The 12,652-nt window shown below is 45.4% G+C and carries 11 protein-coding genes and 1 tRNA gene; 4 read left to right on the top strand and 8 right to left on the bottom strand.

Annotation, left to right across the window (positions count from 1 at the left end):
- The first annotated feature begins 25 nt into the window (after positions 1 to 25).
- The 3 genes from Q1B11_RS08960 (at position 26) to Q1B11_RS08950 (ending at position 5,613) form a co-directional block, all read left to right on the top strand.
- Positions 26 to 1,618, top strand: coding sequence for a Na+/H+ antiporter NhaC family protein (locus tag Q1B11_RS08960; RefSeq protein ID WP_299730920.1), 1,593 nt, complete (start codon positions 26 to 28; stop codon positions 1,616 to 1,618).
- A 109-nt stretch (positions 1,619 to 1,727) separates the two neighbouring features.
- Positions 1,728 to 2,156, top strand: coding sequence for a CesT family type III secretion system chaperone (locus tag Q1B11_RS08955; RefSeq protein ID WP_067585590.1), 429 nt, complete (start codon positions 1,728 to 1,730; stop codon positions 2,154 to 2,156).
- A gap of 58 nt (positions 2,157 to 2,214) precedes the next feature.
- Positions 2,215 to 5,613, top strand: a complete 3,399-nt coding sequence (locus tag Q1B11_RS08950) for a DUF4135 domain-containing protein (RefSeq protein WP_299730914.1) — start codon at positions 2,215 to 2,217, stop codon at positions 5,611 to 5,613.
- A 31-nt stretch (positions 5,614 to 5,644) separates the two neighbouring features.
- Here the strand turns inward: Q1B11_RS08950 and Q1B11_RS08945 are convergent, their stop codons facing one another.
- Genes Q1B11_RS08945 through sctD form a run of 4 tightly spaced genes read right to left on the bottom strand, consistent with a single transcriptional unit; the run spans position 5,645 to position 8,003 of the window.
- Positions 5,645 to 6,019, bottom strand: a complete 375-nt coding sequence (locus Q1B11_RS08945; RefSeq protein ID WP_299730911.1) for a hypothetical protein — start codon at positions 6,017 to 6,019, stop codon at positions 5,645 to 5,647.
- Between the two features lie 28 nt (positions 6,020 to 6,047).
- On the bottom strand, positions 6,048 to 6,308 hold the full coding sequence (sctF, locus tag Q1B11_RS08940; RefSeq protein WP_067518344.1) for a type III secretion system needle filament subunit SctF: 261 nt from the start codon (positions 6,306 to 6,308) through the stop codon (positions 6,048 to 6,050).
- A gap of 20 nt (positions 6,309 to 6,328) precedes the next feature.
- A complete protein-coding gene (locus Q1B11_RS08935) occupies positions 6,329 to 6,580 on the bottom strand; it encodes a hypothetical protein (RefSeq protein WP_299730903.1) in 252 nt (83 codons plus the stop codon).
- Entirely contained in the window at positions 6,558 to 8,003 is a 1,446-nt protein-coding gene (gene sctD / locus Q1B11_RS08930) for a type III secretion system inner membrane ring subunit SctD (protein ID WP_299730900.1), read from the bottom strand. Before sctD ends, Q1B11_RS08935 begins: the two co-directional genes overlap by 23 nt.
- Positions 8,004 to 8,316: 313 nt before the next feature.
- Between sctD and Q1B11_RS08925 the strand changes: the two genes are divergently transcribed.
- Entirely contained in the window at positions 8,317 to 10,017 is a 1,701-nt protein-coding gene (locus tag Q1B11_RS08925) for an AMP-binding protein (protein WP_299730897.1), read from the top strand.
- A 65-nt stretch (positions 10,018 to 10,082) separates the two neighbouring features.
- Here the strand turns inward: Q1B11_RS08925 and Q1B11_RS08920 are convergent, their stop codons facing one another.
- The 4 genes from Q1B11_RS08920 to Q1B11_RS08905 all read right to left on the bottom strand — a co-directional run bounded on the left by Q1B11_RS08920 (position 10,083) and on the right by Q1B11_RS08905 (position 12,652).
- Positions 10,083 to 10,481, bottom strand: a complete 399-nt coding sequence (locus Q1B11_RS08920) for a hypothetical protein (RefSeq protein ID WP_067518336.1) — start codon at positions 10,479 to 10,481, stop codon at positions 10,083 to 10,085.
- A gap of 328 nt (positions 10,482 to 10,809) precedes the next feature.
- Positions 10,810 to 11,400, bottom strand: a complete 591-nt coding sequence (locus Q1B11_RS08915; RefSeq protein WP_299730888.1) for a DJ-1 family glyoxalase III — start codon at positions 11,398 to 11,400, stop codon at positions 10,810 to 10,812.
- A 234-nt stretch (positions 11,401 to 11,634) separates the two neighbouring features.
- Complete coding sequence (locus Q1B11_RS08910; protein WP_299730885.1) at positions 11,635 to 12,534, bottom strand: patatin family protein; 900 nt, start codon at positions 12,532 to 12,534, stop codon at positions 11,635 to 11,637.
- 41 nt (positions 12,535 to 12,575) lie between these two features.
- Positions 12,576 to 12,652, bottom strand: a tRNA-Met gene (locus Q1B11_RS08905).

Genomic DNA, 12,652 nt, shown 5'->3' with positions numbered 1-12,652 from the left:
GGGATCAGAAAACGAGATCAGTTGTATGGAATTGACCAGTTTCAGTGATTCGTCGTTATCGTTATTAGCGCCTGCTGTTGCGATTATTCTTGCGGTTATTACCCGAAAAGTGCTCTTGTCACTGGGAGCGGGTATTGTCACCGGCGCATTGCTGTTGACCGGGTTGAACCCTCTCATCACCCTTCATCGTATCTTTGATGGCTTTGTGGATGTGTTCTGGGATGGTGGCCTAAACCTAAGCAATATTTATATTCTGTTGTTTCTGGTGGTGCTGGGCGTCATTACCAGTTTAATCAGTATTTCCGGTGGTGCCAGAGCGTTTGGTGAGTGGGCTAGAAAGCGTGTGAAAACCCGTCAGGGCTCGCAGGTACTGACCGTCTTTCTGGGCATTATTATCTTTATTGATGATTATTTTAACAGTCTGGCGGTAGGTAGCATTAGTAAGCCTCTGACGGATCGTCATCGCGTGTCCAGAGCCAAGCTGGCATATCTCATTGATTCTACGGCGGCACCCATCTGTGTGATTATGCCGATCTCCAGCTGGGGAGCCTATATCATTGCTTTGATTGGTACCATTATGGCCACGCATGGGCTTTCTGATGGTAGTCCGGTGTTTTCCTTCCTCAGTATGGTGCCAATGAACCTGTATGCGGTTTTCGCTCTGGCCATGGTTATGTGCACAGCGGCGATGGACTTGAATGTAGGGCCAATGGCTAAGCATGAGAACGCGGCTCTGGCTGGTAAGCTTTTCGATACCAGTAAAGGAAACCCGCCTGGTGCGCCCCAGCTTGAGGAAGATGAGCATGGCCGGGTTTCGGATCTGGTTTCTCCTATCGTTGTACTGGTTATTTCAACACTGACAGCTATGATCTGGACGGGAGCATCTGCGCTTACTGAAAACAAGCTGGCTTTCTCTGTGTTAGGTGCTTTTGAAAACACCGATGTGACTCTATCGTTGATTTCTGGCGGTCTGATTGGCCTTGTGTATGCGGTAGTACGGTTACTAAGACGGAAGATTGACGGGGCTATTTGGCAGAAAGCCATCGTTGAAGGCAGTAAGTCGATGTTGCCTGCCATTTATATTCTGATCTTTGCCTGGGTGTTGACGGGGATTATCGGGCAGCTGGAAACCGGAAAGTATTTAGCCAGCCTCGTCAGTGGCAATATTTCACCCAGTTATCTGCCAGTGATTTTGTTCATTGTGTCTGGGATTATGGCATTTGCAACAGGCACAAGCTGGGGAACCTTTGGCATTATGCTGCCCATTGCCGGAGATATGGCTGCTGCTGCAGATATCGCCATGATGTTGCCAATGCTGGCATCTGTTCTCGCTGGCGCAGTCTTTGGTGACCATTGTTCGCCGATTTCGGATACCACGATTCTGTCATCCACCGGCGCATCATGTCACCATATGGATCATGTAAACACTCAGTTGCCGTACGCGCTGAGCATCGCCGTGGTCGCCATGATTGGCTATCTGGCCATGGGGATGACTGAGTCCTTAACCGTTGGTTTTTTTGCGGCGCTGATTGCTTTTCTGGTGCTTATTGCTGTTTTTAAGCGCATGGCGCTGAAATCCTGTGAGGTGAAAGCACAGCCAAGGCAGCTGGTGGAGTGATATTGGTCAACTATTCTTATTTAAGGATGGTCATTCAAACCGTAAAAAATGATCCGGACAGCAGGCAATCCAGCCTTCCGGATCATCAAACCACAGGAGCAGGGACGCTATGGGTTTTGATCAATTAATGAAAGACTTTGCTGCCCGGCAGCAGTTAGAAGAGTTGGAGCCGCAGAATAATCGTTACACTCTGACCATTGACAAGAATATGGAAGTTTCTTGCTTTCAGGCGAATGGTCGGGTTTATCTTTATGGCGCTCTGCAGGAACTTCCTCTGGACACTCAAAAGCGTGAAGAACTCATAAAAAAGTTGTTAGAACGCAACTTAATGCTGATGGCGTCTGAGCGTGTTTCTCTTTGTATTGATGACGAAATAAATGTCCTGGCTCTATATAGCTCGGCACCTGTCAATGGATTGAGTCTTGGTTTGCTCGAGGATCAATTCTCTGAATTTACAAATAATTTTGAGCTATACAAAAACGTTATTGGTGGTAACCGTCAACCTCCACCGTCCACAGCAATGATGCTTATGCCCTAATAGAACTTCCCTGAAGTTCGATAAAGAAGGTATATCTATCCTTGCAGGTTCCAGTGATATGCCTTCAAAAAAAACGCCAGCTCGCTCTGCTATTTTCGGCAGTATGGTTGGTAGTGCAGAAAATGCATATTTTAATGGGCTGTGTCGAGCAAATGATGAGTTTCTGAAGGCGATCATTCGCTACAGTCGCTTTACGGAAATTCATCTATTCACCCATTTGCAGCAAGTGCAAACGGTTAAGGCCAGTTGGGCTGATTACCTGAGTCGTTATGGCAGTGACAAAACGGTTCGTTTTCTTCCGGTTCATGATCTTCATAATTACTTCTCCAAGGTTAAGTATCAGGTGTTCCACCATGGGGACCCTTGGATAGGTCAGCTTTGTGCCTTGCGTGATGCCTATTGTATTGAGCCTTTTCCTATTACGGGTCGTGCTCACACCCTAAGCACGGATTCAGATCTGTCGAAAAGCAGGGATTTAATACTGTCACCTCTTAAGCCATCCGATGCAATTCTCTGCAGCAGCAAGTCGCAGAAAACGGTGATGCGACGATTGCTCTCTTCAGCCAGTTCGAGAATTTCTGACAGTCTTGGTGTGGCATTGCCTTATAAAGGCACATTGTTGGATCTGCCGTTAGGTGTTGAAAACAATGGCTGCAGCCTGGAAGGGCGAGATGATGTCAGAGAAGAGTTGGGTTATCAGGAAGATCAGTTTGTTATCCTGAGTCTGGGAAGAATATCGCCATCGGATAAGATGGATTTACACCCCATGTTATTGGTGATTAGCGAACTGGTTGAGTCCTATGGCCATAGGAATGTTCGTTGGGTGGTTGCGGGTTCAGGGGATGCGGCCAGTGTCGCCATTCAAAGCATTCTCAGTAAAGCCTATGAATTAAATATCGAGGATTGTTTACAATTCGAACTCTCTATCGATGACCAGAGAAAGCAAAAACTGTTTTTGGCTTGTGACGTGTTTCTTTCCCTATCAGACAATGTTCAAGAGAGTTTTGGTCTGGCTCCGTTGGAAGCCATGGCCTATGGACGTGTAACTGTACTGTCAAACTGGAACGGGTACAGCGAGCTAGTGGAAGATGGCGTAAGTGGTTTTCTGGTGGATGCTCGGTCGGCCAATCTGGATCATATATCACGACCGGCAGGTGTTTTTTCGATGGATCAGGCGCATTTGATTCAAGCACAAAGCACAGCCGTTGATACTGTTCAGTGCGCCAGCATTATTCATCAATTGATAGAACACCCAGGCATTCTGTCCGACATTGGTGAGGCTGGACGACAACGGGTGAATGCATTATTCGCATGGGAGTCCATTGTTCAACAATATCATGTACAGATTGAGCTATTAGGCAAACAGGCCGTTTCGGTTTCAAACCTTTCTCGCCGAAATGTAGGGTTTTCCTATCACGGGGTCTTTGAGCATTATCCAAATCAGCTGCTTTCTAATGACAGCCTGCTCAAAACCACAGAGCGGGGAATCAGAGTATTGCTGGGTGCTGAATCGCTATTTTTCTATGAAGATCTAAGCGCTTATCTAAATAAAGAGAGCGTGAAATGGGCCGCACAAACCTGTCTTGAAGGACAAACGCTGGCTGAATTACAACATCAGTCAAATGGCGAGAAAGATGTTTCGTTAGTGTTGTCGTGGATGTTGAAATACCAGCTTTTGGAGGTGGTGGATAAAAGGGCAGTAACAATTTCATTAAATCAGCATCGATGGTGGCCGGAAGAGTCCAAGTTGTTTTCTGGGGTTGCTGGTCACTTAGAGGTTGCTGAGCTCCATAGGTTTCACCTTCTTGAACCATTGCTTTGTTGGCTGGATGGCATAATGACGGCCTATCATGGGGAGACTGAGAATGGGAAGCTTCGAGCTGAACTGCTGGAGCCCATTTTTCACCATCTTGATAAACATCTACTGCAGGCGATTGGCTGGGCAGCGGAGGCTCAAGGTAATTATCAATATGCGGAAGTGCTGGATCACATCGATGAACGTGGAGGCATTCGCTATCTCAGTTCTGAATTTCCTCTATGGTATCGATTAAATCGCCTTAAGATTATTCATTATTTAAGAGAGGTGAAAACACTCTTTGAACGGCTGGGAAAGGATGTACCTGCCATTAAAAAATGTTTTGTTTCTGATGGTGGTGAGATGGGTCGCATAGAACGTATTGTGATTCCGGAGCGTGATGGCGCCGAACTGATCGCAATTCTTCATTTTAGTTGTGGATTAAAGTTGGTCTATAAGAATCGAGATATTTCGATGGATCAGATGATTGTGGGAAAGGTAAAGCAGGGGACTAATGTCGCTGCTCTTCTGAACCCGCTGCTGGGTGATGCCGCGATTGCTACTTTAAAAATGTTGCCTTGTCACGATGCTTTTCATTATGGCTATTGCGAATTTGTTCAGGCTGGTGTTGGTAATATTCTCAATAAAACTCAGACTCAAAAATATTATCGACAGTTGGGCGTGATCTCTGGTTTATCGTTGCTTCTTGGTTTGGGTGATCTGCATCATCGTAATGTCATCACCAGTGAAGGTGTGCCTTATATTGTGGATGCCAAAGCGGCTTTCAGTGCTGAAGTATTGAACGCCGTTCTTGCTGAAATTGACCGGCCATTAAGTGGGAGCGCCCGTGGGATTGGTAATTATGCGCTGGGTAAGACTCAGTTAATGTGTGTGTTAGAGCAGTTTCACAATGCCCGATACCGTCATTGCTCTTTCAAGCTTGACAACGGTGAGATCCGGCAGGCTGATCTGATGGAGCATGAGCTGGTCATAAATAATTATATAAAGGTTGGAAATCGTCATTCCCTGAGTATGGATAAACCGTTTCTTTGTGGAGAATATGCTGACTCTTTTGAAAAAGGTCTATTAACGCTGTTTCATGCGATTGAAGATCGAAGCAAGGAATGGTCAAAGCTGATTAAATATTTTGATGGGGTGAGAACGGTTTATTTGCCCAGAATGGATCGAGATATGTTGGCGATGCAGCACTACTCACTGCATACATTTGTGGGCTTCCAGAAATTAAGCAGCGTACAGGTATATGATTATTTTTATCATCTGTGTGGTCGGATTTGCCGTGGAGGAGAAGCGGTTCAGCGGTGGTTAGATAGCGAGCAAAGAGAGCCGGTGACGGTGCTTGCTGAGCATATGGCCAGAAATGTGGTGTCAGGAGAGCATAATCAGTTTATCAGGATTCTTGGTGAGTCATCTGTGTTGTCACCCATGTCGCGTAGAAAAAATAACAAATTGATTGCAGACAATTATTTCAGCCAAGATTCAATCAAGTTGGCGCTAGAGGTCTCAAAGAAAATAACATCGGGATCGGATGAGGCAAGGAAATACAGGAATCTACTCTCTGTCGTCTTAAAACAATGGTTGATGGAAGAAGTGGTTCCTGGAAGAAATATGCCTGAAGCAGTGAAGAATCAGCTGCCTGATTAACAGGCAGCTCTGGTTTTAATGAGATTAAGCTTTATCTGCCATGAATATGGCTTAAAAGTTCTTTAGCCATCACGTTTGGTTCGAGCTCGCTAGAATTCAGCAGGGGGGTCAGAAAGCCTTCGCTTTCTTTATTCCTGCCTTCAAACATGAGAGCCATTCCTAGAAATGCTTGTACTGAAGGGTCATCCGGGAACTTTTTTAAACCTTCTTTGTGAAGCAGGTCAATGGCTTCTTGATGACGCTTGCGGTTCATAAACTCCATCGCGATACCAATGGTGCTCAAAGGGCTGTCTGGGCGAGCGGCCTCAATACCGTTGAAAATACCAAATGCGTGTTTTGGCAGGCCGGTGGCGCTGGCCATGAAGCCGATATCTGCCAGAGTCTTTAAGAGTTTATCGTCGATCATGACCGGTTATCTCCATCCTGGAAAATGCTCAAAGCTTTTGAATAATGCTTTGCAGTGTGTCTTTAATGGATTTAACAATACTGGATCGTAAGCCTTCAACGATCATGTATTTATTAAATTCAACCTGAAACGATACCATGTCCTTGGTATTGTTCGGGTCCATATTCGCAACGCGATCTTTAAGTGCCTTGTCCAGAGCTTCGGCTTGATTACCAAATGTCTCTGTTACCCGGTCAAAGCTAAAATCGCTGCTGGTGGGCTGATTGTAATTTGAATTATACGTGTCCATGGCTGAATTCCTTTTCAGACTTAGGATTTATGATGTTGCTTCCAGTTTTTATCCACCACTTCCATGGCGGCGACGATAGAGGTGAGTAGAGAGTCGATTCTGACAAAGTTATCAGGGTCGGTTCCCCTATCTCTTAACTGCTTTAGCCTCGATGCCTCGCTAAAAAGGTTGGCTAATAATTGATCCCGATAGTGACCCTGAGGATCATTGATCAAGAGTTCTTCGGTATTCGATAGACCTGTGTAGTCATCACTTTTCATTGTTTCCGCCACGGTTCCCTCCAAGGCGATATTTAAATCTGCTAGTACCGTTGGTTAATAAAAGGTAGTCGAGGTTTATATCTTCAATTGTAAACCCATTAGCGAGTTTTGCCCCGATCAGATATTTGGTTCCGTCTATCAGTATGACATATGGCACCCGGCCCATACTGATTCCACGTATATTCAGGACCAATGGTGATGCATTGTCATTGATTAAGCCGCTAGAGAACTTGGTCGCCAACTGTATTGCTGGTTTATTGTCGTACCGCTGCTGAAACTTGGTGACGATGGTTTGAAGGTCATAAACTTGTCCTTCATCCAAAAGGTGTCCTTTTAGCAAAACAGTTTTACCCCGAACAAGGACTTGGAGCCTCGGGATTAAGGCCTTTTCCCTGAGCATAGATTTTAAGGTATTTACTCTACCTGCTTGATTTTCTACCTGATCCACGACAGAAGTAAGTCCGTGTACTTCTTGTTTAAGAATATTAATAATCTTATCAAGCTCATCAGAGGTGGCTACATAACCCGAAAGAACCAGGGATCCAGGCGTAATATCCAGTTCTAACTCCAGATTATTATATCCCCGGATTTTTAGTAAAGATTCGGCGTTATCGCGCATTTCATTCATTACAGCAATTTGTGACCGAAACGCGATATCCTGCTCTCTAAGCGTTTTTTGCAGCTTATTTTTGTCTTGCCGAGTCTGGGTGTACCCTATGATCATTATGGTTTGATCAGGCAATAGTTTGAAGGTGATGTCTTTAAGCCCAAGTGACTGTTTTACTCTCTTAACGGTCGCCAATGGATCTGGTAGCTCAACAGTCTGCTTTGTATCATTGCCAGTACTGGCTACCAATACCATCAACGATATAATGCCGATAAACAAAACTGCGGGAATGGCAAGCAACCATTTTTTATTGAAACTGCTTTCGTGATCTCCATCTGTGCTCTCGTCATAAAAACTGTCCAGAGCATCTTTACTGAAAGAGTTATCTGCAAAATCATTAGCGGATAGCTCAACTTCCTCGTGATGAACATCGTCCTCTTGTCCTGACGTCTCATTAGAAACTGTTTCTTGTGCTGGAGCTTGCGGTGTAGTGTTCGTGCTGGGTAGGTTTAGTTGGGGCCACTCGGTATTCGATGGACCCAGGGCGATATAAAGACTGTTGCATTGAATGACATCAAAAGTGCTGTATTGAATACTGTTGCCAGCGGGCTGACCATTGACTATCAGTGGCATGCCGCTGTTATTTGACTGTAACTTTACCTCACCACTGTCTGAGATTTCGATAGTCAGTTGTATGTCATCCAGCTGGTCATCGGTGAGTACCAGATCGCAGGTCTCGCCTTTACCCAGTGCATAGCGACCGGGCTCAAGAGGAATTTCTGCTCCAATATGGTTGCCCGACAGAATTTTTAAATAAAATTCAGTCATTTAGCATCTCCTGCCGTAAGTTGGCAGAAAGCAATGCGATTGAGGAATATATTTCCACTATGCCCAACTTCCTGTCGGTAATATCCATTGCTGTCGCTTAAGCCTTTGTCTGCCTGACGCACAGAAAGGCCATGGCTTAAAAATAGAGTAAATAAAATAGATCAACATTGCCAGAGGTTGATTTATATTCGTGTTGTAATGGCCTCAATTAATTGATGATGATCGGCAAATTGTTCGGTATCATCAGTCAAATACAGGAATGCCCTGATAAAAAATCAAAAACAACAATAAAAAGAAAAAGAGGCGTAGTCTTATGGATGCATCCTTCTGGAATGGTAAGAGACCTGCCGGTGTTGATAACACCATTGATCCAGACCAATACTCCAGTGTCCTTTCTGTCATTAATGGTTTTCTAACTGACAATGCAGCACGTCCCGCATTTACTGGTTTAGGTCTGACTCTGACCTTTGCGGACCTTGATCGATACAGTCGACAGTTTGCCACTTATCTTCAAACCCACACAGATCTACAGCCAGGTGATCGCATTGCGATTCAGATGCCTAATGTTCTGCAATATCCCATTGCCGTGTATGGTGCTTTGAGGGCAGGGTTGGTAGTGGTTAATACGAATCCACTTTATACCGCTAGAGAAATGCTTCACCAGTTTAAGGACTCTGGAGCCAAGGCGCTGGTATTTCTTGAGAACTTTGGTCATTTAGTTGAAGAGGTCGTAGGGCAGACTGAAATAAAACACCTTATTTCGACACAGCTTGCGGATATGTTGCCTTCACCTAAAAAGCAGATTTTGAATTTCCTGGTTAAACGTGTGAAGAAAATGGTGCCTGACTTTGATTTACCGTCAGCAACACCATTTCGTAGTGCCTTGGCTTTGGGCGATTTGGGAACGTATCAGGCGCCAACAGGTGCAAAACTGTCCGATCCTATTGTTTTGCAGTATACCGGTGGAACGACAGGTGTCGCTAAAGGTGCAATGCTGACTCACCGCAATTTGATTGCGAATATGCTTCAGTCGAAAGCAGCTCTGTCTCAGAAGGGGCCTGACGGACAAAAAATTGCTCAAGATGGCCATGAAATCGTGATAGCGCCTTTGCCGCTCTATCATATTTATGCGTTTACTGTGCATTTGCTGTGCATGCCACTCAATGGTAATCACAATATCCTGATTGCGAATCCAAGAGATACGGCCACTTTTATTAAGGCGATTAAACCATGGCGTTTCACCATGTTTATTGGTTTAAATACACTCTTTGTGAGTTTGTTGAATCACCCTAAGTTCAAAGAGTGTGATCTCACTGGGTTGAAAATGACATTGTCGGGAGGAACGGCACTTCAGGAGGCGACAGCTAAGCGCTGGCATCAGGAGGCGGGCTGTATTATTTCTGAAGCCTATGGTTTGACTGAATGTTCACCGGCCGTGACCATGAATCCTGCTGGCGAATTGGCTCAGCAGGGAACATCAGGACTGCCGGTGCCTTCTACCGAACTCAAAGTTATTAATGATGATGGTAAAGAACTGTCCATTGGTGAGTCTGGGGAACTCTGCGTTAGAGGGCCTCAGGTCATGCCTGGGTACTGGCAGCGGGAAGAGGCGACCCGAGAAGTTATTGATTCTGAAGGCTGGTTCAAAACTGGCGATGTTGCGCTGATTCAGGAAGATGGCTTTATTCGGATTGTCGATCGAATCAAGGATATGATCATCGTTTCAGGCTTCAATGTATATCCAAATGAAATTGAAGATGTCGTATCGGGTCATCCGAAAGTGGCAAACTGTGCGGCGATTGGTGTGCCTGATGACGTATCCGGTGAGAAGGTTAAGTTGTTCGTTGTGAAATCGGATGAGAGCTTAACGGAAGAAGAGTTGATCGGTTGGTCCAGACGGTACCTTACTGCTTATAAGGTGCCGAAATCCTGCGAGTTCCGTGAAGATCTGCCCATGACGCCTGTAGGTAAAATTTTACGCAAAGACCTGCGTGGGATGGTAGAAACGGCCTGATGCAAATTGCCCACTGTGAAGTGGGCAATTATTAAATGCTACTAAAAACGCTTCTGATCTGCTGGTTAAGCAGACTGTTGATCATGATTAGAAAAGTAGCGGTGCAGTATTTCAGGATCATCTTTCAGAGCATCGAAGGCTTCTTTCGAGTTTGATGGAGTAATGCTGATCTTGTCCAGCTTCATGCGGCGGATTGCTGCGTCAAACCAGAACCAGTGCTTGTCCTCTGTCAGGCAAAGGGCCTTTACCGAATACCCGGTAGACGGGATAAAAGGAATAGGCATGGCGCTGGTTACCTGCTTACGCACTACCGTTGAATCCTGACAAGAGTAAGTCACGTTCTGGTAGATGCGCTCAAACCGGTTAAACTCCACACCAAGCATCCAGTCGGCCATTTGATCCTGTTTCTGACTCAGATAGTAGAGAATGACAGTACCAGCCACAATCAGGATGAAACTTTCCATTTTGTTTACCTCGCGGGTGATCGCTAAGGGGGTTCCTGTGTATTCGGAAAACCCTTATGTCTATTTTATACGCATTTCTAGGTATGTGTTCCAAATTACTTCGAAGGATATGAAGGCTAAAGCGGTTATAACTATCCGGGCATATGGAAACGAAAATAGGATTTCATATGCTCAGGTACTTAGAAGCTGTTCACAATCTTTCTGCGAGCTGAAAACGACGATAAAACGCCCCTGTTTTTCAGTTTTCTTCGTTACGTAGCGCCACTATGCGCCTCAAAAAACTGAAAAACAGGAACATTTTCTCCTCGTTTTCGCTATTCGCAAAAGATCATGAACAGCTTCTTAACGCCCAGTGAGCCAGCATCTGTTTAGCTATCGGCCGAAAGGCATCTTTTCCGTAGAGGGCATCAATTAATTTGAAAGAAAAGGCCATTGCATTGCCTGGACCTTGAGCGGTGATAACGCGCTTTTTCTCATCAATGACAATCGGTTTTTCCGGATGAGCCAGAGCACCTTCCATTTGCTCCATAAATGTTGGATAGCATGTCGCATGGGTATTATCCAGCAAGCCATGGCTGGCCAGAACAACAGCAGGCGCGGCGCAGATAGCAGCATACCACTTGCCTGCACGTTGTTGGTTTTGGAGGAGTTCTATCAGTTCGGGGTTGTTTTTCAGGTTGTCTGCACCAGGCATGCCCCCCGGTACAGCGATCAAATGGTAGTGGGCATCAAAGCATTCTTTGATATGAATATCACTGGTGAGTCGGGTTTTTTGTGATGCAACTATCTCAAGGTTGCCGTCTATATTGCAGCTGGCTACTGTCACCTGAGCACCGGATCTTCTCAGTGTATTAATGACCGTCACTGCTTCAATTTCTTCTGAACCATTGGCGACGGGGACGAGAACCTGTCTTGGCATGATGTGCTCGCATTGACTAATACCAATTCTGTTTTTAAATTATGGCCTGCGCAGCTATTTTGACCGACTGGCTCTGCGTTGAAATTCCTCGCCATAGCTTTGGCTATGACTCGTCTCTTCGCCTTGCCCAGTCGCTCAAAATAACTTGCTCGCTCCAAAATTTAAAAACGCCATTGGTATAAAGGGTTTTAAGAAAAGAACCCTATGAATCTAGCAGACAGGATGCAGGTTTGATTAGAAAATTGAAGAGAGTGATTGTTCGGTACGCAGTTGTTCCGACAATGCGAATCCCATGGAATAGCCTTGATGATAATCCGCAACCAAATGGTTGCGTACTGTCGTCTTTCTTGAAGTCTGTAGAGGGCTCGGTGGTGCGATTTGCAGTATTTCTACGTTGTCTTCAATGGTTAGTTGTTCTATACACTCGGCGGAAAGGTTATATATTTGATCCTGGTCTTTTATTAGCTGGCCAATTGACGGTTTCTCACGGCTTTTCCACGCGTAGAAACGAGACTTCAGGGAGTTGCTTTTCCTGAAATTCAAAGGGCGAGTCCGTAGGATGACAATCTGATCAAACCCATCGGCAATCGCTTTCCGGTAAGGGATAGGATCCGATAGGCTACCGTCTGTCATTTCAAGATCATTGATTGTAACGGATGAGTTATACAGAACCGGTAGTGCGCTACTGGCTTTTAGTATGTCCAGAAATTCATCCGCTGTATGGTTTTGGTTGATCCCGTGATAGACCGGTTTTCCGGTTTCTACATCGGTGGTTACAACGCAAAAGTGACTGGTTTGAAGTTTTTTGAAAATAGCAGGAATATTAAAGCGGCTGGACTTTGCAAGACGCTGAAAAAACAGATCAAGATCCATTAAGTGACCACCCTTAAGGTGTCGTCGTACACTAATGAAATCAGGGTCGTTGCAAAGTGCCGTATACAGGTCCAGGCTTAATCCTTTTTGACCTGACAGGTAAGCGCTTAGGTTCAATGCTCCAGAAGAAACACCAAAGTAGCCATCGAATAAGGGAACTCGTTTATCGATAAAGGCGTCGAGAATGCCGGCAGTAAAGACACCCCGCATGCCACCACCTTCAACTATTAATGCCCGCTTGGCAGGAGAAGTGTTGTTCAACAAATGCATTGGGGAAATAATGATGAGTTAGGGTTTGAAAGTGGTTGCGGGAGCTGGATTCGAACCAACGACCTTCGGGTTATGAGCCCGACGAGCTACCAGACTGCTCCATCCCGCG

This window comes from uncultured Endozoicomonas sp. (assembly GCF_947495845.1).
Classification (GTDB): domain Bacteria; phylum Pseudomonadota; class Gammaproteobacteria; order Pseudomonadales; family Endozoicomonadaceae; genus Endozoicomonas.
The sequence above is the reverse complement of the archived record's forward strand: the minus strand, read 5'-3'. Positions and strand labels throughout refer to the sequence as shown.